The sequence below is a fragment of the Xanthomonas sp. CFBP 8443 genome (assembly GCF_025666195.1).
GTDB lineage: Bacteria > Pseudomonadota > Gammaproteobacteria > Xanthomonadales > Xanthomonadaceae > Xanthomonas_A.
In genome coordinates this window covers 3,347,872-3,372,427 of the sequence record NZ_CP102592.1, presented here as the reverse complement: position 1 = coordinate 3,372,427, position 24,556 = coordinate 3,347,872, and the positions used below count along the sequence as shown (strand labels likewise).

The following is a 24,556-nucleotide window of genomic DNA, read 5'->3' as shown; positions in this document are numbered from 1 at the left end:
ATTGACCGCACTGGATACAGCGCGTATGACAGCGCTGTCAAAAATGCCGGGAGGGGCAGCACATGAAGGGGATGCAGGAATTCTTCGTCGCCCGCGCACGCCGCGGCGTGCCGGCACGGCGGCTGCTGGCCGTGGCCTGTTGCATCGCCGCGCTGCAGCAGGCGCACGCGCAAACCGCCAGCCCGGCCGTGCCGGCGCAGCAGGACACGGTCGGCACGCTGGACGCGGTGCGCGTCACCGGCATCCGCCATGCCATCGAGACGGCGGTGGAGACCAAGAGCGAATCGTCGCTGATCGTGGAGGCGATCTCGGCCGAGGACATCGGCAAGCTGCCGGACGTGAGCATCGCCGATTCGATCTCGCGGCTGCCGGGCGTGGCCACCCAGCGCGTGGACGGGCGCTCGCAGGTGATCAACATCCGCGGCATGTCCGAGCAGTTCGTCGGCACCACGCTCAATGGTCGCGAACAGGTCAGCACCGGCGACAGCCGCGGCGTGGAGTTCGACCAGTTCCCGGCCGAACTGATCAACGCGGTCACCGTCTACAAGACCGCCGACGCCGCGGTGATCGGGCAGGGCCTGTCCGGCACCGTGGACCTGAAGACGATCCGCCCGCTGGACCTGGACGAGCGCCGCATCGTGGTCAGCGGCAACGGCGAGAAGAATTCCTTCGGCAAGCTCGGCGACGATGGCCACGACACCGGCTACCGCGCCGCGGCGTCCTACGTGGACCAGTTCGCCGGCGACACCATCGGCGTGGCGCTGGGCGTGGCGCGGCTGAATTCGCCATTCCAGGAAAAGCACTACAAGGCATGGTGGTGGGGCAATCCGGACAGCTGGGGCGCCACGCAGCCGGGCAAGCCGCCGGGCGCGGTCGCGCTGCAGGGCTCCGAAGCCTGGATCAAGTCGCGCGAGCTCACCCGCGACGGTGTGATCGGCACGCTGGAGTACAAGCCGAACGAGCACTTCCACAGCGTGCTCGACGGCTACTGGTCCAAGTTCGAGCAGAACGAGACGATGCACGGCGCGATGTGGTCCAACGCGCCGGACTTCAGCAACGCGCTCGGCCAGCAGGTCGCCTATCGCGACATCGTCACCAGCGACCGCCAGGGCGTGCCGATCATCACCCAGGGCACCCTCAGCGGCGTGCAGCCGGTGCTGCGCAACGACCGCAACGACCGCGAGGACAAGCTGCTCTCGGTCGGCTGGACCAACACGCTGCGCTTCGCGCCCTGGGCGCTGAGCCTGGACCTGAACTACTCGCGCGCCGAGCGCCGGCAGTCGCAGCTGGAGACCTACGCCGGGATGGCCGATCCGCAGGACATCGGCTTCGACCTGCCGCTGAGCAACGATTTCGCGCGCTACTCGCTCGCCGACCTGGCCGATCCCGGCGCGGTGTATCTGTGGGACCCGCAGAAGTGGGGGCACGATGGGCGGGTAGAGAATTCCTGGCAGAAGGACGAGATCAAGGCCGGCCGCCTGGAGTTCAACTACGACGTCGACACCGCGCTGGTGCGCAGCTTCGACCTGGGCGTGAACGTCAACCGGCGCAGCAAGGACAAGCGCGCCGATGTGTACTTCGCCGACCTGCCGGGGCGCACGCCAACCCTGGTCGACCCGTCGCTGCTGTATGCGCCAACCTCGCTGGGTTTCGCCGGCATCGGCGACATCCTCAGCTTCGATCCGCGCGCGCTGCTGTCGCGCTACTACGACGTATCCTTGTCGGAGAGCAACGACGACCTGCGCAAGGACTACGTGGTCGAGGAGGACGTCAACACCTACTACCTGCGCGCCAATATCGACATGGACCTGGGCGAGCGCGTGCGCGTGCGCGGCAATGCCGGCCTGCAGTACATCAGCACCGACCAGTCGTCGACCGGCTTCAACGCCAGCGGCGGTGCGGTGGTCGGCGCGCAGACGCTGGGCGCGCGCTACCACGACGCGCTGCCGAGCCTGAACCTGGTGTTCGACTTCGGCGACGGCTGGATGGCGCGCCTGGGCGCGGCCAAGCAGCTGATGCGCCCGCCGATCAACTACCTCAGCGCCGACGCCAGCGCCGCGGTGGACACAACCACCGGACTGTGCAGCGGCAGCGGCGGCAACCCGACCTTGCAGCCGTACCGCGCCGATGCGCTCGACCTGTCGCTGGAGAAGTACTTCGGCTCGGCCAGCTACGTCAGCCTGGCGCTGTTCTACAAGGACCTGCAGACCTACATCTATCGGCAGAACCTGACCTGGGACTTCACCGGCTACAACCCCGACGGGCAGACCCCGGTGTCCAATATCGGCACCTTCAGCACCTGGGCCAACGGCAGCGGCGGCTACATGCGCGGCATCGAGTTCGCGGCCAGCGTCACCGGCGACGTGTTCAGCGAGCGCCTGGACGGCTTCGGCGTGCAGGTCAACGGCTCCTACACCGAATCGTCGATCGACCCCGATCCCAGCGACAACTCGCCCGGCACCGACACCATTCCCGGCCTGTCCAAGATCGTCGCCAACGCCACGCTGTTCTACGAGAAGCACGGGTTCGGCGCGCGCGTCAGCCAGCGCTACCGCGACGCCTACCGCGGCGAGTACGGATCGCTGTTCGGCCAGCGCAGCTACCGCAACACGCTCAGCGAACGCGTCACCGACCTGCAGCTGAGCTACGACTTCCCGGACAGCGGCAGGCTCAAGGGGCTGTCGTTGATGTTCCAGGTCAACAACCTGACCAACGAGGCGTTCCGCACCGAGGTCAGCGCCGCCGGCATCGCGTCGACGGTGTTCTTGCCGGAGGAATACACCGAGTACGGCCGCCAGTACCTGCTCGGCTTCCGCTACAAGCTCTGAACCGGCGGCCGCGTACGCCGCACCGGGCGCCGCGCTGCTGCGCGGCGCCCGGCCGCCCATCGATGGAGGAAACCGCATGTCTACACCGCACCCCTGGGCCCGCGCGCTGCTCGCCGCCGCCAGCCTCGCCGCCGTGGCCGACGCCGCGCCGCCGGCCGCGCAGGATCCGGCCAGCGAGGCGCGCATCGCGCAGATCCTGGGCGGCATGACCCTGGCGCAGAAGGTCGGGCAGATGACCCAGGCCGAGATCAAATCGATCACGCCCGAGCAGGTGCGCCAGTACTACATCGGCTCGGTGCTCAATGGCGGCGGTTCGTGGCCGGGCAAGAACAAGCACGCGCGGGTGCAGGACTGGCTGCAGCTGGCCGACGCGTACTACCAGGCGTCGATGCGCACCGATGCGCAGGTGCCGATCCCCATCGTCTGGGGCACCGATGCGGTGCATGGGCACAGCAACGTGTACGGCGCCACGCTGTTCCCGCACAACATCGGCCTGGGCGCGGCGCGCGACCCGGCGCTGGTCGAGCAGGTCGCGCGCGCCACCGCACAGGCCAGCCGCGCCACCGGCATCGCCTGGGCGTTCGCGCCGACCCTGGCGGTGGCGGAGAATCCGCGCTGGGGGCGCACCTACGAGAGCTTCTCGTCGGACCCGGCGCTGGTGCGCAGCTACGCCGCCGCCTACGTGCGCGGCATGCAGGGCCGGCTCGGCGACGATGCCAGCGTGCTGGCCACCGCCAAGCACTACCTCGGCGACGGCGCCACCGAGCACGGCCGCGACCAGGGCGTGGCGCGGATCGACAAGGTGCGGATGGTCAACGTGCACGGGCAGGGCTACTACGGCGCGATCGAGGCCGGGGTGCAGACGGTGATGGCGTCCTACAGCAGCTGGAACGACGTCGGCGCCGGCGTCGACTACGGCAAGATGCACGGCGCAGAACCGCTGCTGACCGGGGCACTGAAGCAGAAGATGGGCTTCGACGGCTTCGTCGTCTCCGACTGGAACGGCATCGGCCAGGTGCCGGGCTGCAGCAATGCCAGCTGCGCGCAGGCGATCAACGCCGGCGTGGACATGGTGATGGTGCCCGACGACTGGAAGGCGTTCATCGACAACACCGTGGCCCAGGTGCAGTCCGGGCAGATCCCGCAGGCGCGTATCGACGATGCGGTGCGGCGCATCCTGCGGGTCAAGCTGCGCGCCGGGCTGTTCGCGCACAAGCCGTCCGCCAGCCGCTACGCCGGGCGCGAGGATGCGCTGGTGCAGCGCGACCTGGCGCGGCGCGCGGTGCGCGAATCGCTGGTGCTGCTGAAGAACGAGCGCAGCGTGCTGCCGCTGCGCCGCGGCCAGCGCCTGCTGGTGGTCGGCAGGCGCGCCGACAGCATCGCCGACCAGGCCGGCGGTTGGTCGCTGACCTGGCAGGGCACCGACAACGGCAACGCCGATTTCCCCAATGCGCAGAGCATCCTGGCCGGCTTGCGCGAGGTCGGCGGCGCCGCGCAGGTGCGTTATGCCGAGTCGGTTGCCGCGGCGCAACCGGGCAGCTATGACGCGATCGTCGCGGTGATCGGCGAAACCCCGTATGCCGAGGGCAGCGGCGACATCGTCGCCTCCAGCACCATGGCGCACAGCCAGCGCCACCCGGAGGACCTGAAGACGCTGCAGGACGCGGCCGCGACCGGCAAGCCGGTGATCACCGTGCTGTTGTCCGGGCGGCCGCTGTACGTCAACGACCTGCTCAACCTGTCGCAGGCCTTCGTCGCCGCCTGGCTGCCGGGCAGCGAGGGCGGCGGCGTGGCCGACGTGCTGTTCGGCGGCGCGCACGATTTCCGCGGCCAGCTGAGCTTCCCGTGGCCGGCGCAGGCCTGCCCGCCGCCGGTGGCGCCGGCCGATCCGGCGCGTCCGCCGCTGTTCGCGGTCGGCTACGGCTTGCGCTACGCGCGCGGCGGCCGCGTCGGCGCGCTGCCGGTGCAACTGCCGGACAATTGCGGCGCGGCCACTACGCTGCCGGTGTTCAACCTGCGCGATGCGCCGCCGTTCGCGCTGAAGCTCGCCGCGCGCGGCCAGGAGCACGCGCTCGGCGCCGATCTCAACACCGCGCTGCAGTGGCCGCAGCCCGAGCCTGCGCTGAGCGTGCGCACGGTGCAGGTCAACACCCAGCAGGACGCCAAGCAGGTGACCTGGCACGCGCCGGCGCGGCTGTTCGCCAGCAGCCCCGGTGGCCAGAACCTGACCGCGATGGCGCAGGCGCACGCGGCGCTGCAGTTCGACGTGGTGGTGGAGCACGCGCCCAGCGCGTCGGTGACGCTGCGCCTGGGCTGCCTGCGCGGCTGCGGCGACGGCATCGACATCGGCCCGCTGCTGGCCGCTGCCGGCAGCGGCAAGCGCACCGTGACCGTGCCGCTGGCCTGCTTCGCCAAGCGCGGCGCCGACCTGGGCGGCATCGACATGCCGTTCGCGATCGATGCCGATGCGCCGTTCGCGGCCGCCTTCACCCGCATCGAGATCGTCGCCGGCGCCGCGGATGCGGGCGACGCGGTGCAGTGCCAGTAGCCGCGCTGCGCAGCGCAAGCGGCCGCGGCTAGGTTGCGAGCCGGGGATGCGCGTGGCGCCGCCCGGCCCGCGCATGCGTGGCGAAGCGCGCCGGATGTCGGCGGTTCCCGTTCGCGGACGCCGCCGTCCGCGCTCTGCGCTCTGCGCTTGACGCGCGATAGGCTACCCTGGCGCCCCGTTGGTCGTTGGCGTTTTTCGATGTTCCGCTGGTTCGAATCCCTGATCGAGGTCTTCCCGAAGGTGGAGACCGAGATGCCGCCGCGCGGCGTGGCGCGCTTCTACCTGCATTACCTGCGTCCGCTGTGGCCGCTGCTGCTGGCCACGCTGGTGGCCGGGCTGCTGCTGGCGCTGGTGGAAGTGGCGATGTTCGACTTCCTCGGCCGCATCGTCGACATGCTGGCCGAGCGGCCGGGGCCGGAGTTCTTCCACCGCCACGGCGGCGAACTGCTGTGGATGGCCGCCATCGTGCTGGTGGCGCGGCCGCTGTTCGTGGCGCTGCACAACCTGCTGGTCAACCAGGCCATCGTGCCCGGGCTGAGCAACCGCTCGCGCTGGCTGATGCACAACTACGTGGTGCGGCAGAGCCTGGGTTTCTTCCAGAACGACTTCGCCGGGCGCATCGCCAACCGGGTCATGCAGACCGGCACCTCGCTGCGCGAGTCGGCGGTGCAGATGGTCGATGCGCTGTGGTACATCGCCGTCTACACCGGCAGCGCGCTGTGGCTGTTCGCCCAGGCCGACCCGTGGCTGATGGCGCCGCTGCTGGTGTGGCTGCTGGTCTACGTGGGCCTGATGGTGTACTTCGTGCCGCGGATGAAGGAGCGCGCGTGGATCGCCTCGGATGCGCGCTCCAAGGCGATGGGCCGCATCGTCGACGGCTACACCAACATCGCCACGCTGAAGCTGTTCTCGCATGCCGGGCGCGAGCAGAGCTACGTGCGCGAGGCGATCGGCGAGCTGGCGGCCAAGCACCGCCGGCAGACCCGCATGACCACGGCGATGGACACCGCCATCGCCGTCGCCAACGGCTTCCTGATCGCCGCCACCTGCGCGCTGGCGCTGTGGCTGTGGAGCCGCGGCCAGATCAGCGTGGGCGCGATCACCCTGGCCACCGGCCTGGTGATCCGCATCCACAATATGTCCGGCTGGATCATGTGGACGGTCAACGGCATCTTCGAGGACATCGGCGCGGTGCAGGACGGCATGGAGACCATCGCGCAGCCGGCGCAGGTGCAGGACCGCGCCGACGCGGTGCCGCTGCGCGTGGAGCGCGGCGACGTGCGCTTCGAGCACATCCATTTCCACTACGGCAAGCGCGGCGGGGTCATCGCCGGGCTCGACCTGCAGGTGCGCGCCGGCGAGAAGATCGGCCTGGTCGGGCCGTCCGGCGCCGGCAAATCGACCCTGGTCAACGTGCTGCTGCGGCTGTACGACCTGGAGAGCGGACGCATCCTGATCGACGGCCAGGACATCGCCGCGGTCACCCAGGAAAGCCTGCGCGGGCAGATCGGCCTGGTCACCCAGGACACCTCGCTGCTGCACCGTTCGATCCGCGACAACCTGCTGTATGGCCGGCCCGACGCCAGCGAGGCGCAATTGCGCGCCGCGGTGGCCAAGGCGCGCGCCGCCGAGTTCATCGAGCAACTGGTGGACGGCGAGGGCCAGCGCGGCTACGACGCGCAGGTCGGCGAGCGCGGGGTCAAGCTGTCCGGCGGCCAGCGCCAGCGCATCGCCATCGCCCGCGTGCTGCTCAAGGACGCGCCGATCCTGATCCTGGACGAGGCGACCTCGGCACTGGATTCGGAAGTGGAAGCGGCGATCCAGGACAGCCTGGACGAACTGATGGCCGGCAAGACGGTGATCGCGATCGCGCACCGGCTGTCGACCATCGCGCGGATGGATCGGCTGGTGGTGATGGACCTGGGCGCGATCGTCGAAACCGGCACCCACGCCGAACTGGTCGCGCGCGGCGGCCTGTACGCACGGCTGTGGGCGCGGCAGACGGGTGGGTTCGTAGGAGCGCGCTAGCGCGCGGCGTCAGCGCATTCGCGCTGTCGCCCCCACAGTTTGCTACGCAAACCGTGGGCCCCGGCTCACCATCTCCCACATCCCCCGCGCCTGTCGGCGCGCCCCCCTTGACTCAAGGGGGGCTTTTCTCCAGTTGGATCGCGTGAGGTCATCGGGCGCGGGGAACCGCTTTTACGAATCCCCAATCCCGAATCCCGAATCCCCGCCGCTCACTGGATCGGTTCGTCCAGCATCAGCTCCCGCACGAACCGCACCGGCGGCGCGCCGTAGGACAGCACCTGGTCGTGGTAGGCCTTCAGGTCGAAGGTGTCGCCGAGCTTGGCCTGCATCGCCTTGCGCAGGTCCAGGTGTTCCTGCACGCCGACGAAGTAGGTCGGCAGCTGTGCCGAGGTCAGCTGCGCACGCACCCATTTGCCCTCGGCTTCGCTCTGCTGCTGGAAGGTGTCGTGCACCATCAGTTGCATGGCCTGTTCCTTGCTCCAGTTGTCCACGTGCACGCCCTGGTCGAGCAGGGCGTTGGCGAGGGTGCGCAGGTAGAACTTCAGCTGCACCAGGTGGAACAGCGGGTCGTTGTCCAGGTAGCCCTGCTCCTGCATCATCCGCTCGGTGTACACCGCCCAGCCCTCGGCGAACACGCCCGAGCGCAGCACGCCGCGCAGGGTCGAGGGGAACTTGGCAGAGTGCCAGCCTTCCACGTAATGGCCGGGCACGCCTTCGTGGATGCTCAGCAGGTGGATCATGCGGCCGTTGTATTCGCGCAGGAACGATTCGGCCTGCTGCGCGCTCCAGTCGTCGGGAATCGGCGACACCGCGTAGAAGGTCTTCAGGTTCTTGTCCAGCGGGCCGGGCGAGTCGCAGTAGGCCACCGCCACGCCGCGCTGGAACTCTGGCATCAGGATGATGTCCACCGGCGCGTCGGGCAGGGTCAGCAGGTTCTTGCTGCGCACGAACTCGGTGGAGGAGGCCAGCGAGGCCTTGGCATCGTCGACCACCTTGTCGCGCGCCGGATGCTGCGCATAGGCCAGCTCCAGCGCCGCCTCGATCGCGGCCTGCTGCTGCGCGTCGCTCGGCGCATCGACCAGCGCCGGCGCGTTCGGGGCGTCCTTCAGCACGGTGCGGGCGATGCCGTACATCTCCTCGCGCACGCGCTTGAGCTCGGCTTCGGCGCGCTGCTTGATCTCGGCGCGCGACAGCGAGGAATTGAGCGCGAACTTCAGCTTCTGGTCGTACTTCTCCGCGCCGATGCGGAAATCGCCCTTGGCGTTGGGCACCAGGGTCTTGTCCAGCCAGGTCTGCTGTTCGGCCACCGCCTGCTTCAGCCCGTCGATCGCCGCCTGCAGGCGCTGCGCGTCGGCTTCGGGCAGTTCCTTGACGTGCGGGACGATGAAGGTGTCGACGATGCTGAGGATGCCCTGGTTCTGCTTGGCCACGGTCTGCGCGTTGATCAGCGGCACCCGTGCCGGGTCCAGGTTGGCGCGCGCCTGCGCGAACAGCGCGGGGATCTTCTCCATGCGCGCGGTGGCCGATTTCAGCCGCTCCGGCAGCGGCGCGAATTCGCGCGCCATCAGCCCGTAGATCGCGCCGCCGGCCAGGCCGTTGTAGACCTGCGGATCCCAGGCCCAGCTCTGCGCCACCTCGCTGTTCCAGATGTCCGACTGCAACTGGTTGCGCAGGATCGCCGCGTCCACCTGGTTCTCGCGCGAGAGCTTGGCCACGTCCAGCTTGTCCAGTTCGGCCAGCAGCTGCTTGCTCGCGTCCAGGCTCTTCTGCCGGCCGGCGGCGCTGAGGTCGTCCAGTTCGCTGTCGTAGCGGTGGTCGCCGGTCTGGGTGGCGCCGACCGGGGACAGCTGCATCCAGGTGTCGACGGCGCGCTTGGACAGCGCGGCGAAGGCGGTGTCGGCGGCCGGGTCGGCGGCCGCGGCGGCGCTGCCGGGCGCGGCGGCGGATGGCGTCGTCGGGGCATCGGCGGGTTTCTGGCAGCCGGCGAGGGCGGCGAGCAGGGCGGCGGCGAGCAGGTGCTTGCGCATCGGGGTTCCTGTAGTGGGTCGATCCGCCAGCATAGGCGGCCGCCGCTGCGCGCGCACCTGCCGTTGGATTACCCTTGCGCTTCTTCTTGGTCCTCGGAGTGCAGGGATGAACTACTCGGGCAGCTGCCATTGCGGCCGCATCGCATTCGAACTGGAAACCGAGGCGCCGATCGCCGAGGTCTACGATTGCAACTGCTCCATGTGCCGGCGCCGCGGCGGACTGCTGTGGTTCGGCGCGCGCACGGCGCTGTCGCTGCGCAATGCGCCGGAGGCGCTGGGCACCTACCGCTTCAATCGCCTGCACATCGACCATCATCATTGCCCGGATTGCGGCATCGCCCCGTTCAGCGAGGGCACCCACCCCAAGACCGGCGAGGCCACGGTGGCGGTCAACGTACGCTGCCTGCCGCAGGTGGATCTGACGGCGCTGCAGGTGCACAGCGTGGACGGGGCGAGCCTGTGAGGGCGCGGCCCTTGCACTGGGGCGTGCTGTTGCTGGCGTTGGCCGCGGGCGGTTGTTCCAAGCACGCCGACAGCGCCGGCGGTGCGGCCGAAGCGTCCGCGGCGGCACCGACCGCGGATGGACGCGCGGCGATGCTGGCCTACGAGCACGACGTGAGCGTGCAACTGCCGGCGGCGCAGATCGAGGCGCGGCTCAAGCAGGCCCAGGACAGCTGCCTGAGCGGGCGTTTCGGCGTCTGCAACGTGCTGTCGGTGGAACAGCGTGGCGGCGAGCATCCGCAGGCCTCGCTGAGCGTGCGCATCGTGCCCGCTGGGGTCGAGCCGCTGATCGCCCAGGCCGGCAGCGGCGGCGAGATCGGCAGCCGCAGCACCCGCGCCGAGGATCTGGCGCAGGCGGTGCAGGACAACGCCGCCCTGCAGCAGCGGTTGCAGGCCGAGCAGCGGCGGCTGCAGGAGTTCCAGCAGCGGCGCGACCTCAGCGTGGCCGACATGATGAGCCTGTCGGCGAAAATGGCCGAACTCGACACGCAGCTGCTGGCGGCAAGTCAGGACGCGGCGCAGCATCGGCGGCGCATCGAGACGCAGCGGCTGACCCTGCAGTTCGCCACGCCCGACGGCGAACGTGGCCGCAGCGAGATCGGCGAAGCCTTCGCCGACACCGGCGCGATCTTCGCCTCCGCCACCGCCTGGGCGATCCGCGTGATCGCGGCGCTGACCCCGTTCCTGCTGCTCGGCGCGGTGCTGTGGTGGCTGATCGCCTGGCTGCGCCGGCGCCGCAGGCGCGTCTAGGAAGCTGGCGCTCTCTATCACTTGTAGGAGCGGCTTCAGCCGCGACGGGCTCTACCGATGAAGCCCCTCGCGGCTGATGGCCCGAGGCCACCCAAAGCCGCTCCTACAGTCCCCCGGCAGCCGTCCTTCGGCAGCCGAGAGAGAACGCGCTAGCCTTCGTCCTGCTCGAACTCCACGATCACTTCCAGGTCGAAGGCCAATGCCTCCACCGCCTCGCGCAACTTCTGTGCAGTGGCCAGGTTGCCGGCCTCGATCTCGACCTCGTGGGTGCCGGGACCCTGGTCGTCGGGCAGCCCGGCGGAGCTGGAATCGTCGTCGTCCATATGGTTCATCAGGTCGTCGATCTCCTCGACGTGCTCGATGCCTTCCAGGCTGCCGAGCAGGTTGATGATGGCGCGGGCGTCGTCTTCGCTGCCGGTGATGCGGATACGGAGCAGGGGCATGGGCCGTTCTCTGGGTAGGGGAAGGCAAGGCTAGGCAGGCGCCGGCTAAGGCGAAGTGATGACGCCTCAGGATGCGCGCGCGGCCTGCTCCGGCACCGCCGCGTCGAGCACCGGCGACAGCAGCGCGTCGGCCGCGGCGCGCAGCATCGCCGGGGCGATGTAGTGGCGATGCGCGCGCGCGATCGTGGCCATGTACAGGCGCCCGAACCAGTTGCGGCAGGCCACGCGCGTGTCCAAGCTCAGTTCGACGCTGCCATCCTCGTCCAGTGCCACGCCCACGCAACTGCGGAACAGCAGATGGCGGTCGTCGGCGCCGAGCAGCACCTGCGCGCGCCGGTCGTGCGCGGCATGCGCCTGGTCCAGCACCGGGAAGCGGCCGGCGAACAGGCGCTCGCGCTGCGGCGACAGCAGCGAGGACACCGGACAGCCCAGCGGCGAGGTGCGCAGCCGCAGCGGCGCGACCAGCGTGTTGCGGATCCGCATCAACCAGGTCACGCCGAGCGGCGGACGCTGCATGAAGCCCTCCAGCAGCGCCACCATCAGCGCATGCGCGCCGCGCTGGTGCACCTGGTGCGCCTGCAGCCGCAGGCGCACGCTGTCCTGATGATCGTGCGCCGGCAGTTCGCGCCACAGCAGCGAACCGGGCACCGGCTGCGGGTGCGCACGCACCGCCGCCAGCCGCGGCGCCAGCGCGACGAAGCCGGGCGGGTGCCGCCAGCGGCCCAGCGCCTGGCGCAGGCGCCCGCTGAGCGCGCGCAGGCTCGCGCACCAGGCCAGCCGGCGGCTGCCGGGCGAGGCCGACAGCGACAGGCGCACCGTCGGCACCTGCAGCGCCCGCGCCTGCGGCGATGCCAGCAGCGCGGTCACCGTGTCCGGCAGCAGTTCGGTCAGCGTGGCGATGTCGGCGGTGCCGGCCAGCACTTGCGCGCGGACCTCGGCGGCGAGATCGCCGCCGGCCTCGTCGCTGTGGCAGGACAGGGCGAAGAACGCCGGATGCGTCGCGTTCGCGCGCAACGGCGCGAACTGGTGCCAGGTGCCGCCGCCGAAGCGCACGGTGAACAGGCAGTCGGCCGGCAGGTCGACATGGCGCAGCGCGGCCAGGAAATGCTGCGGGTCCTGCTCGAGTTGCGCCATCGACGCGGTGCAGAAGCGCAACTGCGCGCCGCCGCTGCCGGTGATCGCGGTGAACATGCGGTGCCCGGCGTGGCGATGGAAGGGATGCCCGTTCGCGCCGACCGCGAAGGAGAACAGCGAGGTCGTTTCGCCGTTGGCGAAATCGGTGCCGGCCAGACGCGCCGACGGCTCGTCCAGCGCGTCGTGGAAGCTGGGATGCGCGCGCTGGCGCACGCAGGCCTGGGCGATCAGCGGGTCGCCGGCGCCGGCGCCGAGCTGCGCGATCAGCGTCACTTCCACCGGCAGCCCGCCGCTGTACGAGGCCAGGCGCACGGACGGAAAGCCGGTCTGTGCGGCGGCGCGATCCCTGGGCGGGGCGGTGGTCATCGGCGGGCTCCTTGTGGCCGTTGCGGGTAGGGCTCAGACGTTCTTCTTAGCCAGCTTGCGCGCTTCGCGCTTGAGCGGGCCAGCGGTGGGGCAGACCTCGAAGGCGAAGCCGCTGAGCGTGTTGACCAGGTTGTCGGGGGTGAGCCGGTACACCACGAACTGGCCGCGGCGCTCGCTGGACACCAGGCCGGCCGCTTCCAGCACCGACAGATGCCGCGAGATCGCCGGGGCGCTCATCGCGAAGCGTTGCCCGATCTGCCCGGCGCTGAGTTCCTGCGCCGACAGGTAGGCGAGGATCTCGCGGCGCGGGCGGGAGGCGAGGGCTTCGAACACGCGATCGATGGACATCAGGGATTAGATAATTAACGAATTAGCTAATTAATGATGCATTGGTGGCCGCGTGTCAAGCGCCGTATGGGAAGTCCAGTTTCGGGCGATGGCCTTTTGTAGGAGCGGCTTCAGCCGCGACAGGATCCATCGGTAACGCCTGTCGTGGCTGAAGCCGCTCCTACAAAAGCGCAGCCAGGCGAGAACAGTTAGCTCGCCCCCGGCGGCAGCCCCAGCAGCTCGGCCGGCAGCGCCGGCATCGGCGTGCGTTCGTCCAGCGCCTCGCGCTTGAGCCAGTCGATGAACTGGCTGGCCGCCGGGCTGGGCAGGCGGTGGCCGGGATGCACGATGTAGTAGGAGTAGCGCGCCTTCAACGCCGGGCCGGGCAGCCGCACCAGTTCGTAGCGTTGCAGGTACGGCTGCGCGATGTGCTTGCGCGCCAGCACCGCGCCGACGCCGTACACCGCCGCGCGCATCGCGTCGGTGCTGTCGTTGAAGGTGTGCATCGGCGGCAGCGCCACGCCGCGCACCGCGGCGGCGCGGAACCAGTCGCGCCAGCCCTGCGGCGACATGTCGCTGAGCAGCGGCAGCTGCGCGATCTGTTCGGGATGGCGCAGCGTGGCCAGCTGCGGCAGGGCCGGGGAGGCCACCGGGAACAGTTCGTCGTCCATCAGGTGGTGCGAGGTCAGCCCCGGCCACGCGCCCTGGCCGTAGCGGATGCCCAGCTCCGGACCGCCGTCCTCGAAGCGCGAGAACGCCGCGTCGGTCTGGATGTCCAGGCGCACGTGCGGATGCGCCTGGCAGAAGCGCGGCAGCCGCGGCAGCAGCCAGCAGTAGGACAGCGAGCGCAGCGTGGTGATGCGCAGCGGCGCGGTGTCGGCCTGCGGGTGCAGGTTGCCGGCCACCGCGGCGATATCGGCCAGCGCCGCGCTGGCCGCATCGGCCAGCTGCCGACCCTCGGCGGTCAGCTTGACCCCGCGCGCGTGGCGCTGGAACAGCGTCGCGCCGAGCAGCGCCTCCAGCTTGCGCACATGGTGGCTGACCGCGCTGGCGGTAAGGTGCAGTTCCTCCGCGGCATGGGCGAAGTTCTGGTGGCGCGCCGCGGCGGCGAACACGCCGAGCGCGGGCAACAGGGCAGGGCGCAATTGCATCGGCAGACACGCGGCAGATTTGTGGCTCGCGACGATACTACGCGCTTGTGGGCATTGCGACGGCGCGCGATCCTGGCAGCCATGCGCAAGATACGCGGCCGGTGCGGGCCACGTACCGGCGCGGCCCCCGCTTCCCGTGACCCGTTGCCCGTGTGGCTGCAGGCGCACAGGCGCCGCCACACGCGACGGCATCGACAACGAACCCAGGAGACAGCACGGTGAATGCAGCCAACCCCGCGTCCGGCGATCCGGCCGACGGCCTTCCGGCGCCGGCGGTGCGCGACTGGCGCACGCCGCTGGAGCTGCTGTTCCTGGGCATCGTCTGGGGCTGCTCGTTCCTGTTCATGCGCGTGGCCGCGCCGCAGTTCGGCGCCTACGCGCTGGTGGAACTGCGTCTGGCGCTGGGAGCGACGGTGCTGCTGCCGTTCCTGTGGATGGCGCGCGCGCGCTTTCCGCTGCGGCGCTGGCCGACCCTGGCGGCGATCGGGCTGCTCAACTCCGCGCTGCCGTTCCTGCTGTTCGCCTGGGGCGCGCAGCATGCGCCGGCCGCGATCGGCGCGATCTGCAACGCGATGACCGTGCTGTTCACTGCGCTGATCGCGTTCCTGTTCTTCGGCGAGAAGATCGGCGCGCGCCGCGCGGTGGCGCTGCTGATCGGCTTCGTCGGCATCGTGGTGCTGGCCACCGGCAAGTCCGCCGGGCTGAGCGTGGGGCCGGCCGCGTTCGCCGGCGCCACCGCCTCGCTGCTGTACGGCATCGGCTACAGCCTGGTGAAGCGCTACATGAGCGACCTGCCGGCGGCGGCGTCGGCGGCCTCGACCCTGGGCTGCAGCGCCTTGCTGCTGGCGCCGCTGGCATGGACGCACTGGCCGACCGCGCCGGTGCCGGCCGCGGCCTGGGCCTGCGCCGGCGCGCTGGGCGTGGTCTGCACCGGCCTGGCGTTCCTGATGTACTACCGGCTGATCCAGCGCATCGGGCCGGCGCGCGCGTCCACCGTGACCTACCTGGTCCCCGTCTTCGGCGCGCTGCTGTCGTGGTCGATCCTCGGCGAGCCGTTGACCTGGAGCATGCTGCTGGCCGGCGCGCTGATCCTGGGCAGCGTCGCTTTCAGCCAGCGCGCGCGCTAGAGACCGCCGCGATTCCCGTAGGCTGCGTGGCTGCAGTCAGGTTCAAGCCACAGGCCGTCCTTGCACCTGCAGGTGGCAAGGAAAAGCGAGTGGACGGATACTTTTCCGAGCCCGGGTGGCGTGCCCGGGAATCGATGACACGCGCCAAGGACATCCCGATGACCGCTTCCCTGCTCGCATCGCAGTTCGCCTACAAGGCCTGGGCCAATGCCGAACTGCTGCAGGCGCTGGCGCAGATCGATGCGGCAGCGTATCCGGCGCAACGCCTGCGCGCGATCCGGCTGTTGAACCACACCTATGTCGTGGACCGGATCTTCGCCGCGCACCTGGACGGCGGCACGCATGCGTTTACGGCCAGCAACACGCCGCAGACGCCGGAACTGGATGCATTGCACGCGTCCGTCGCCGAATCCGACCAATGGTATGCCGGCTACATCGCCCAACTCGACGCGACCGCATTGCGGCAGTCGCTCGCGTTCCGCTTCACCGACGGCGATGCCGGCCGCATGACCCGCGAGGAAATGCTGTTCCACGTGCTGGCGCATGGCGCCTATCACCGCGGCAACATCGCCATGCTGCTGAGCGAGTGCGGGCTGGAGCAGCCGCGCGAGCTGTTCACCCGCTTCCTGCACGCGCGCGAACCCCAGCGCCGAGGCGCGGCGTCGGCTTAGACGCTGGGCCGCGTCGCCAACGCTAAACCGCGCTGCAGTGCATGAGCTGACGATGAGATGCAATCATGTTTGGCTAGCGACTGGATCTGCCTAACCAACCTGCCTCGACGATCTCGACAGCCGACAAGATTTTCTGCGCAAAAGCGCGAGCCTGCGTCACGTCGAACTCGACCGCAGCTTCGTAGGGCATTGCGACGACCTTGATGAAGATGACGCACTCGTCCTGACGCGCCTCGCAGTCAACGGTCTCTTGGTAAGGCTGCCTGGAGAGGTCGGTCATGTTTGTTGGGGTGCCTGACGTGCAGGTGCGGGGCAACCGGAGCGCGCGTTAGCCAACGCGCGCTCGCAAGCAGTGATTGCTTTGTCGACTAGTTGTTCGCGGAGTTTTCGGCACGTAACCATTACTGCGGTGGCGTGCGCACCGGCAGCGGTACGTTGCACAGGTCGATGTGCCCGGCCGGGCGCTTGTAGAAATCGTCGCGGCGGTTGCGCCGCGCTTCGGCGACGTCGCGGAAGGTCTGGGTGTCGGTGCGCAGCAACTGTAGCGGGGTGCGCTCGGCTGCGGGCAGGTCGCTGGCGAGCTTGATCGCGCGGATCGGGGTGCGCTGTTCGGGCTCGGCGTAGAAGCCCATCGGGTCCGGGCCGCGCGGGATCACGCTGAGCAGTTCCATGCCCTTGACCACGCGCCCGACCACGGTGATGTTGCGGTCCAGCTGCCGCGGCGATTGCCCGGTGACCACGTACAGTTCGGCGCCGATGCTGCTGTCCTCGTCGTTGTTGCGGCCGGCGCCGAGGGTGCCGTAGCAGTGTGCCAGCCAGGCCTTGCCATCCTTGGGATCGCGCGCGGCGGGGAAGCCGTCGACGAAGCCCACTTGCGGCGCCCAGCCGTCGCGGTCGGGCAGCGCCTGGAACGCCAGGCCCTTGGCGTCGCGCTGGAACTCGGCAGGCAGGTGCCGCTTGGCCGACCCCAGCGACTTGGCCTTGCCCGCCTCCTCGCCGTCGGGATCGCCGAACTGCACCACGAAGTTGTCCTGCGAACGGTAGACGCTCAGGCCGTCCCAGAAGTGCTCGTGGGCCAGGGTGCGGATGTTGCCGACATGCTCCGGCGCGAATGCCGGCGCCAGCTCGATGACCACGCGGCCGGCGTCCAGGTCCAGGTACAGCGTGTTGGCCGGGTCCAGCGTGCGCCAGTCGGCGGGCTTGGACGCGTCCAGGATCTGCTGCGGACTGCGGTACGGCGCGGCAGGCGCGGCGGCCAGCGCGGCGGTGGCGGACGACAGCAGCGCGAGGGCGAGCAGGGTGGGGCGCAAGGGCATGACGGCAGCCTGGAGGACGGTAGCCGATTCTTACCCATGCGCCTGCGGTGCGCCAATGGCGGCGTCGCCGCCTCGACGCCGTGCCGGCACGCTCAGCGCGATGGCGCGCGTTGCTGGGCCTCCGCCAGGTCCTGCGTGGCGGACGCGGCAGGCGGCGCGGTCGCGCGCAAGGCATCGAGCTGGCGCACGCTGTCCTGCAGCGGGATGGCCGCGGCGGCCTGCGCATCCACGTAGGCGGTGCGCTTGTCCGCGGCCATCGGGTCGCCCTGCACCGCGAACACGCGGCCGGCGTCGTTGCGCAGCACATGGTCGACCTGGCTCAGGCCTTCGCGCTTGGCCGACAGCAGCAGTTGCGTCGCCAGTTGCGGATCGGCCGGCCTGAGTCTGGCGTCGATCGCGCACTGCATCGCGTAGTCGGGGTGGGTCGGGTCGCGCGGATCGGGCGAAGTAGCCGCGCGCGTGGCCGGTGCGGTGGCCGCCGGATTGGGCTCGGCCCCGCCGATCCCGGCATCGATGCGGGTCAACGCGCCGCTCAGTTCGCCATCGGCGTCGGTGGCGACGGTGAACAGGCGTTGGCTCAGGCCGTGCGGCGAATTGCCCATGTTGCGCGCCAGGCCGACCGCGAAGTCCTGGTTGCTGGCAGTGGCGTAGGCGCCGGCCTGGTCGCGCTCGGACGGGCGCGCCTGCGCCGCCCTTGCGTACTGCTCGCGCAACGCGCCCATCTGCGCTTCGGAGAAGCTCAGGGTCAGGTCCTGGCCGGCGGCGATGGGGCCGTCCGCGGTGTCTTTCCCGGACAACGCGGCGTTGAGCAGTTGCGCCTGATTGCCATCGACCTTGCCGAAGCCGAGCTGGTAACGGCGCGACTCGACGTCTTCGCTGCCGGCGGCATCGAACTGGCGGGTGAGGGTGAGCGGCACGTTGTCGGCGTACTGCAGGCGGCTGCTGACGGTGCTGCTGCCGTCGGCATGGGTGGTGCGCACGTTCTCGCCGCTGTTGCGCTGCCCGGCCAGCTCCACGCTCAGCGATTCGCCCAGGCCGAGTTTGGCGCGGGTCTGCGAACTCATGTTTAGGGTGTCGATCCGCTGCACGTCGCTGACCCCGGAGGTCGGCGCCGGCAGCCGGCCGCTGCCGAGGAAGTCGCGGTAGGCGGCCTGCGCCTGCGGGTCGCGCAGGTCGAAGGTGGCGGTGTGCATGCTGGCCTGGCCGAGCGCGTCCTGGCGGCCGAACATGGCCTGCGCCAACGGCGTCTTCAGCCCGACCATCTCCAGCCGTTCGATCGCCGCGGTGGGGCCGGTCGCCACCCGCACGCGGTGCTCGTCCAGGCGCTGCGCGGCGTAGCTGACGCCCGCCGCGTCGGTCCGTTCGCTGCTGGTGGCGAAGCCGCGGAACGAGGCCTCCAGCGAGGTACGCAGGAACGCCTGGCCGTCGAGCTTGACGCTGCCGCCGACCGGGAGCGTGAGCGGATCGAACGGATTGACCCCGCGCGCGGTCTCGACGCTGGCGTCGCCGGGCAGGCTGACGCTGTAGCGCGCACGTTCGCCGAGCTGGGTCGAATTTTCGGCGCTCGCCGCGTTCCTGCCGCTGGTGGCGCCCTTGAACTGGTGGCCCTGGCGGAACTCCATCTCCAGGCCGAACTCGGTGTTGCCGTCGACGCTGCGGCGGCTGGCGCCCACGCTGCGGGTGGAGACGAGTTCGTGCTGCAACGGTCCGGTACGTCCCAGCGCGTGGCGTTCGGTGCGTTCGGCGGTGACGCTGCCGTCGGCCGGATTCCATTTCAGCGGACCGGCGCTGACGTTGCCGGCGGCACTGCCGAAGGTCGGATCGGTGGCCTGGGCGGGGGGCGTCGTCGAGCTCATGCATTCTCCTTGAGAGCGCCTGCCGGCGCGAGCGGCGGGGACTATAGCCAGGGGAATGTTGCCGATGCGTCAGGCTTTCGTTGTGCGGCCATGACTAGCGGCACATTCGCTATACCTAACTCAACACTAGTATGCATTCCAACCTAGTGGGAGGTGGTCATGGTCGATCCGGATGCGCAGCTGAGGAAGTTCCAGAAGGAGCTGAGCGCGGGCACCGTGTCGCTGGCGCTGCTGGCGGTGCTGGCCGAGGCCGCGGAGCCCTTGTACGGCTACCTGATCGCCAAGCGCCTGGAGAAAGTGGGCGAGGGCGTGCTCAGCGGCAAGCAGAGCGCGCTGTACCCGGTGCTGCGCAACCTGGAGGCGGCCGGCCTGTTGTGCAGCCATGTCGAACCGTCGGTGGCCGGGCCGCCGCGTCGCTACTACCGCATCACCGAACCCGGCCGCGCCACGTTGCAGCACTGGGCCGCCGCGTGGCGCGCCACCCGCGATTCCGTCGATTCCGTCCTGAAGGGGATTTCAGAATGAGCAGCGAACAATTCCAGGCGCGGCCGTTGCCGGCCACCATTCCCGACTACCTGGCGCAACTGCGCACGGCGCTGGCCGGCGCCGATCCGGCGCTGGTCCAGGACGCGCTGTACGACGCGGAGGAATACCTGCGCGCCGAGCTGGCCGAGCAGGGTGGCAAGAGCGAGGCCGAGGTCATCGCCGAGGTCGCCGGCAGTTACGGCGCGCCGGAGGAGGTGGCGGCGATCTATCGCGACACCGAGGTCACCGTGAACCGCGCGCTGAAGCCGCCGGCACCGCCCAGGCGCAAGTCGCTGCTCGGCCGCTTCTTCGGCGTGGCCGCCGATCCGCGCGCCTACGGCGCGTTCTTCTACATGCTGCTGTCGCTGGTCACCGGCATCTTCTACTTCACCTGGGTAGTCACCGGGGTCAGCGTGTCGCTGGGCATGCTGGTGCTGATCATCGGCGTGCCGTTGCTGGTGCTGTTCTTCGGTTCGGTGCGGCTGCTGTCGCTGGTGGAAGGGCGCATCGTCGAGGTGTTGCTGGGCGAGCGCATGCCGCGGCGGCCGCTGTACAGCGCGCGCGAACAGCCGTGGCTGCGGCGCATCGGGCAGATGTTCACCGACGCGCGGACCTGGACCACGATGCTGTATTTCGTGCTGATGCTGCCGCTGGGGATCGTCTACTTCACCGTGTTCGTCACCCTGCTGAGCACCGCGCTGGCGCTGGCGGCGGCACCGCTGGGCCTGTTGTTCCCCAACCAGATCAACGTGGGCCTGTCGTTCGGCGACTTCAGCTTCGCCGATCCCGGCCTGTGGCTACTGCCACTGTTCAGTGCGCTGGGCATCGTGCTGCTGTTCGCCACGCTGCACCTGGCGCGCGGCGTCGGCAAGCTGCACGGCCTGCTGGCCAAGCACCTGCTGGTGCACAGCGCGGCGCAGTGATGGTGATGACGCTGCGGCCGGCGGACGCCGGCCGCGAGCGGGATGCCGCTCAGCCGGCCTTGCGGCTGCCGCGGCGCTTGAGCGGGGTGACGTTGCCGCTCGGTGCCTGCACGGTGGCCGACGCATTGGCGGCGATGAACGCACGCACCTGCGGATAGACGATGTCGCGCCAGCGGCGGCCGCTGAAGATGCCGTAGTGGCCGGCGCCTTCCACTTCCAGATGCTGGCGGCGGTGCGCGGCGATGCCGGTGCACAGGTCCTGTGCGGCGGCGGTCTGGCCCAGGCCGGAGATGTCGTCCAGCTCGCCTTCGATGCTGAGCAGCGCGGTGTCGCGGATCGCCGCCGGATCGACGCGCTCGCCGCCGATCACCCATTCGCCGCGCGGCAGCAGGAACTCCTGGAACACCACCCGGATCGTGTCCAGGTAATAGCGCGCCGGCATGTCCAGCACCGCGTTGTATTCGTCGTAGAAGCGGCGGTGCGCCTCGGCATCCTGCAGGTCGCCCTTGACCAGGTTGGCGTAGAAATCCCAGTGCGACATGAAGTGCCGGCTGGGATTCATCGCCAGGAACCCGGTGTGCTGCAGGAAGCCCGGGTACACCGCGCGGCCGTGGCCCGGATACGCCTGCGGCACGGTGTGGATGACGTTGTGCTCGAACCAGGACAGCGGATTGCGCGTGGCCAGGTTGTTGACCTGGGTCGGGCTGCGGCGCGCGTCGATCGGCCCGCCCATCATCACCAGCGAGCGCGGCGTGGCTTCGCCGCGGCCGGCCATCAGCGACACCGCGGCCAGTACCGGCACGGTCGGCTGGCACACGCTGATCACGTGCAGCTTGTCGGCGCCGATGTGGCGGATGAAGTCCTGCACGTAGTTGACGTAGTCGTCCAGGCCGAAATCGCCGTCGCTCTGCGGCACCATGCGCGCGTCGATCCAGTCGGTGACGTAGACCTTATGGTCGCGCAGCAGGGTGCGCACGGTATCGCGCAACAGCGTGGCGTGGTGCCCGGACAGCGGCGCCACCACCAGCACCGCCGGCTGCTGCTTGAGCCCGGCCACGACCTTGGCGTCGTCGCTGAAACGCTTGAAGCGCAGCAGGCGGCAGAACGGCTTGCGCAGCACTTCCTGCTCGACGATCGGCAGCGGGTGGCCGTCGACCTCGACATGGTCCAGTGCCCACGCCGGCTTCTCGTAGTCCTTGCCGAGCCGGTGCAGCAGCTCATTGGTGGCGGCCAGGCGCTCGGCGCCCGGGAGCGTGGCCCACAGGCTATTGGCGTCGGAGAAGATCTTGGCGTTGGCCGCGGCCTGGTGGACCCAGGGAGCGAGCAGGTTGCGGGTCAGTTCGTGCCACTGGTAGAGCATGCCGGTGTTTCCATCCTGAGCGTATGCTGCCGTGCAGCATATCCTATCGGGTGTGATTGCACCTTAATGGGGCACCAGACCAATCGTCTCCAGCGCCGCCGCATCGCCCGCCAGCGCAGGCGAGAGCCAGCAATGACTGCCCACCGGGCGCAGCCCCAGCGCACCAAACTGGCGCCGGTACCAGCGCGCCGGACGCGGCTGGAAGCCGGCATGGTCGCCGTCGAAGGCGTCCTCCTGGGCGAAGGTTTCCAGGAACGCGACCCCGCCGCACAACTCGGCCAGGCCCGGCAGGCCCTGGCGCAACTCGCGGTTGGGCACGTAGTGCAGCACGTCCGAACACACCAGCAGGTCCACCGGCGCACACGGCCGCAGCCAGGCGAAGTCGCCGAAGCGCGCCGGGCGCAGGTTGCGATGGCGGCCGTAGCGGGCGACCGCGTACTCGCTGCTGTCGAAGCCCAGGTAGCTCAGCTTCGGCCGCAGCTTCAGCAGCGGCGCGCGCCAGGCGCCTTCGCCGCAGCCGATGTCGAGCACGCTGCGGATCGGCCGTTCCAGGTAGTACTCGGCCTGGGCGACGGCGAGCGCGACCTTGCGCGCCAGGCGCGCGCTGCCGCCGATATCGTCGCGGCGATACCAGCGCTGGAAATAGTCGGCGTCGTACTGTTTGTCCATGCGGGGTCGTGGTCCGTGCGGGCGTGATGCGAATCGGCGAAAATGGCGTGACATCCTACGCCAGCGACCCGGAGCCAGCGCATGCAACTCTATCTGTGGATCAAGTCCCTGCACCTGCTGTTCGTGGTCGCATGGATGGCAGCGGTGTTCTACCTGCCGCGGATCCTGGTCAACCTCGCCGAGAGCGCAGGGCAGCCGGACGTGCAGGCGCGGTTGGTGCTGATGGGGCGGCGCCTGTACCGCTTCGGCCACATGATGTTCGGCCTGGCGCTGCTGCTGGGGCTGACCCTGTGGCTGGGCTACAAGGTGCTGCCCGACTTCCCGACGATGGTGGCGCCCGGCAGCGGCTGGCTGCACGCCAAGCTGGCCCTGGTGCTGCTGCTGATGGCGCACTATACGGTGGCCGGGCGCTGGCTCAAGGGCGTGCCCCAGGCGCGCAGGTTGCCGTCCTCGCGCACGCTGCGCTGGTTCAACGAGATCCCAGTGCTGCTGCTGATCGTGGTGATCTGGTTGGTATTGTTCAAGCCGTTCTGAGCGGTGCGAATCGTCCCAACGCTGCGGCCGGGACACGCGTATAAGGGGCGCTGGCGATACCTTTCGGGTCTTTAGCGTTCGGCTTCGACGTAGAGACGGTGCGTGTCGCGGTCGAGCCGGTACAACGAGGCGCAGCGGCCGCGCAGTGCGGTGCTGCGGGCGGCGTGGCGATAGCCGCTGCGGGCCAGTCGCGCGAGCAGAGTTGCGTCGTCATACAGGTAGACGTGTCCCCAGCTGCGGAACACCGTATTGAGGAAATAGCCGCGGGTGGTGATGCCGGCTTCCTTCACCCACGGCAGTTCGCGCCAGGCACCGCTATGTGCGCTTTGCAGGGTCAGATCCAAATCGGAGGTGGCAAAGCGGTGCACGCCACCCGGCTTGAGCAGGCCGCGAGTCCATTCCAGATAGCGGATGAACTGCTTGGGCGTGAGCCGTTCGGCAACTAAGTCGCTGTAGATGGCGTCGAAGCTCTGCGGCGGAAGCGACCCCGGCGCGGTCTGCGGTGTGTCGCCCCATGCCGTGTCGGCGCAGAATGGTAGCACTGCACTGAGCCAGTCTGCGTCCTGCTGCTCGGGACGGATTCCGACGTACAGGGTGCGCAAGCTGCGGTCTACCGCGCCGTAGTCCGGATCCAATGGCAGCTCGACGCCGCTCGCACTGACAAAGCCTTCAACATAGCGCAGGTACCCGGAACCTTCGCTACGATTGATGTGCTCAACCTTGCTTTCAACACCGTCCTTGCACTTGAAGAAGAACCACATCAGCGCGTCGTGGCAGTAGACGGTCGCTTCGTAGCTCCATTGCTGCAGCAACAGGCGCATGCTCTCCCAAGTGTGGAATGCGCAGTGCACCGGCAACAGATAGACCCAGCTTGGATCCTTCGGAATAGCGCGCGGGATCAGCAGATGGATGCCGAGAACACCGCGGTCGGCGACCAACTGCTCGATCGCATCCAGTTCGCGACGGTCCTTCAGATGCTCGAGCACAGCGCAGGCGGTGACCAAGGCGAAGCCACCACGTGGCGGCTGCGATTGCGGCCAGCGGTTGACCACAGGGGTGATGTATTGGTCGTAGCTGAACAGAGTACGCCCGCGCGAGACAAGCTGGGTGGCGAGGTCGCCGACACCCGAGCCCCAATCGAGCATAGGCTTATTGCTATCGATCAAGCCGACGCTGAGCATGGCGTCAATCGCGCGCGCTTGGCCAGCCAGACGACCGGCGCGATTGAATGGGTCGGAGCCGTCGTAGATGGTGCTGTGGAAGCGATGGTTCAATGCGGACCAGTCTTCGTCGGAGAGCCTGAGCAAGCTGGCGCAGGCGACGAAACCGCATCCGGCGCATTTTTCGTAGTCGAGCGTGCCTACGTCCCAGCGGTCGAAGGTTTTGCTGAAGAACGGCTTCATCGAACCGTTGCAAACCATGCAGCGGCTGTCGTAGCAGCGTCCGCCAGCGGTGGATAGTAGCGAGCGGCT

At 69.4% G+C, this 24,556-nt stretch carries 20 protein-coding genes and 1 pseudogene; 10 read left to right on the top strand and 11 right to left on the bottom strand.

What is annotated here, in order from left to right; genetic code table 11:
• The first annotated feature begins 62 nt into the window (after positions 1–62).
• The 3 genes from NUG20_RS14095 (at position 63) to NUG20_RS14085 (ending at position 7,404) form a co-directional block, all read left to right on the top strand.
• Positions 63–2,828, top strand: coding sequence for a TonB-dependent receptor (locus NUG20_RS14095; RefSeq protein ID WP_263395081.1), 2,766 nt, complete (start codon positions 63–65; stop codon positions 2,826–2,828).
• A 76-nt stretch (positions 2,829–2,904) separates the two neighbouring features.
• Positions 2,905–5,376, top strand: a complete 2,472-nt coding sequence (locus NUG20_RS14090; protein WP_263395080.1) for a glycoside hydrolase family 3 protein — start codon at positions 2,905–2,907, stop codon at positions 5,374–5,376.
• 198 nt (positions 5,377–5,574) lie between these two features.
• A complete protein-coding gene (locus NUG20_RS14085; RefSeq protein ID WP_263395079.1) occupies positions 5,575–7,404 on the top strand; it encodes an ABC transporter ATP-binding protein in 1,830 nt (609 codons plus the stop codon).
• A 209-nt stretch (positions 7,405–7,613) separates the two neighbouring features.
• Here the strand turns inward: NUG20_RS14085 and NUG20_RS14080 are convergent, their stop codons facing one another.
• Entirely contained in the window at positions 7,614–9,431 is a 1,818-nt protein-coding gene (locus tag NUG20_RS14080) for a DUF885 domain-containing protein (RefSeq protein WP_263395078.1), read from the bottom strand.
• Positions 9,432–9,537: 106 nt separating this feature from the next.
• Between NUG20_RS14080 and NUG20_RS14075 the strand changes: the two genes are divergently transcribed.
• On the top strand, positions 9,538–9,894 hold the full coding sequence (locus NUG20_RS14075) for a GFA family protein (protein ID WP_263395077.1): 357 nt from the start codon (positions 9,538–9,540) through the stop codon (positions 9,892–9,894).
• An 11-nt stretch (positions 9,895–9,905) separates the two neighbouring features.
• The gene (locus NUG20_RS14070; RefSeq protein ID WP_263395076.1) at positions 9,906–10,682 is read left to right on the top strand and encodes a DUF4349 domain-containing protein; all 777 of its coding nucleotides are present in this window, start codon (positions 9,906–9,908) and stop codon (positions 10,680–10,682) included.
• A gap of 149 nt (positions 10,683–10,831) precedes the next feature.
• On the opposite strand, the gene NUG20_RS14065 is transcribed toward NUG20_RS14070, so the two are convergent.
• From NUG20_RS14065 to NUG20_RS14050, 4 genes are all read right to left on the bottom strand, one after another.
• On the bottom strand, positions 10,832–11,125 hold the full coding sequence (locus NUG20_RS14065) for a hypothetical protein (RefSeq protein ID WP_263395075.1): 294 nt from the start codon (positions 11,123–11,125) through the stop codon (positions 10,832–10,834).
• Positions 11,126–11,191: 66 nt separating this feature from the next.
• The gene (locus NUG20_RS14060) at positions 11,192–12,625 is read right to left on the bottom strand and encodes a DUF2867 domain-containing protein (protein ID WP_263395074.1); all 1,434 of its coding nucleotides are present in this window, start codon (positions 12,623–12,625) and stop codon (positions 11,192–11,194) included.
• Between the two features lie 33 nt (positions 12,626–12,658).
• The gene (locus NUG20_RS14055) at positions 12,659–12,973 is read right to left on the bottom strand and encodes a metalloregulator ArsR/SmtB family transcription factor (protein WP_263395073.1); all 315 of its coding nucleotides are present in this window, start codon (positions 12,971–12,973) and stop codon (positions 12,659–12,661) included.
• A 188-nt stretch (positions 12,974–13,161) separates the two neighbouring features.
• Entirely contained in the window at positions 13,162–14,103 is a 942-nt protein-coding gene (locus NUG20_RS14050; protein ID WP_263395072.1) for a LysR substrate-binding domain-containing protein, read from the bottom strand.
• A gap of 218 nt (positions 14,104–14,321) precedes the next feature.
• Between NUG20_RS14050 and NUG20_RS14045 the strand changes: the two genes are divergently transcribed.
• Positions 14,322–15,230: a DMT family transporter gene (locus NUG20_RS14045; RefSeq protein ID WP_263395071.1), complete on the top strand. Its 909-nt coding sequence runs from the start codon at positions 14,322–14,324 to the stop codon at positions 15,228–15,230.
• A gap of 158 nt (positions 15,231–15,388) precedes the next feature.
• A complete protein-coding gene (locus tag NUG20_RS14040) occupies positions 15,389–15,901 on the top strand; it encodes a DinB family protein (protein WP_263395070.1) in 513 nt (170 codons plus the stop codon).
• A gap of 73 nt (positions 15,902–15,974) precedes the next feature.
• Here the strand turns inward: NUG20_RS14040 and NUG20_RS14035 are convergent, their stop codons facing one another.
• From NUG20_RS14035 to NUG20_RS14025, 3 genes are all read right to left on the bottom strand, one after another.
• A complete protein-coding gene (locus NUG20_RS14035) occupies positions 15,975–16,181 on the bottom strand; it encodes a hypothetical protein (RefSeq protein WP_263395069.1) in 207 nt (68 codons plus the stop codon).
• A 121-nt stretch (positions 16,182–16,302) separates the two neighbouring features.
• Positions 16,303–17,217, bottom strand: a complete 915-nt coding sequence (locus tag NUG20_RS14030; RefSeq protein ID WP_263395068.1) for a peptidylprolyl isomerase — start codon at positions 17,215–17,217, stop codon at positions 16,303–16,305.
• A gap of 92 nt (positions 17,218–17,309) precedes the next feature.
• Positions 17,310–19,073, bottom strand: a complete 1,764-nt coding sequence (locus NUG20_RS14025; protein WP_263395067.1) for an XVIPCD domain-containing protein — start codon at positions 19,071–19,073, stop codon at positions 17,310–17,312.
• Between the two features lie 159 nt (positions 19,074–19,232).
• Here NUG20_RS14025 and NUG20_RS14020 point away from each other — a divergent pair, with 159 nt between their 5' ends.
• A complete protein-coding gene (locus NUG20_RS14020; protein WP_263395066.1) occupies positions 19,233–19,598 on the top strand; it encodes a PadR family transcriptional regulator in 366 nt (121 codons plus the stop codon).
• Positions 19,595–20,521, top strand: a complete 927-nt coding sequence (locus tag NUG20_RS14015; protein ID WP_263395065.1) for a sensor domain-containing protein — start codon at positions 19,595–19,597, stop codon at positions 20,519–20,521. Before NUG20_RS14020 ends, NUG20_RS14015 begins: the two co-directional genes overlap by 4 nt.
• 130 nt (positions 20,522–20,651) lie before the next feature.
• Here the strand turns inward: NUG20_RS14015 and phaZ are convergent.
• Positions 20,652–21,881, bottom strand: a pseudogene (gene phaZ / locus NUG20_RS14010) (polyhydroxyalkanoate depolymerase); the annotation flags it as partial.
• Positions 21,882–21,944: 63 nt separating this feature from the next.
• Complete coding sequence (locus NUG20_RS14005) at positions 21,945–22,550, bottom strand: class I SAM-dependent DNA methyltransferase (RefSeq protein ID WP_263395063.1); 606 nt, start codon at positions 22,548–22,550, stop codon at positions 21,945–21,947.
• An 81-nt stretch (positions 22,551–22,631) separates the two neighbouring features.
• Between NUG20_RS14005 and NUG20_RS14000 the strand changes: the two genes are divergently transcribed.
• The gene (locus NUG20_RS14000; protein ID WP_263395062.1) at positions 22,632–23,084 is read left to right on the top strand and encodes a HemJ family protein; all 453 of its coding nucleotides are present in this window, start codon (positions 22,632–22,634) and stop codon (positions 23,082–23,084) included.
• Positions 23,085–23,155: 71 nt separating this feature from the next.
• Here NUG20_RS14000 and NUG20_RS13995 read toward each other — a convergent pair whose 3' ends face one another.
• The gene (locus NUG20_RS13995; RefSeq protein ID WP_263395061.1) at positions 23,156–24,487 is read right to left on the bottom strand and encodes a methyltransferase domain-containing protein; all 1,332 of its coding nucleotides are present in this window, start codon (positions 24,485–24,487) and stop codon (positions 23,156–23,158) included.
• Positions 24,488–24,556: the final 69 nt, after the last annotated feature.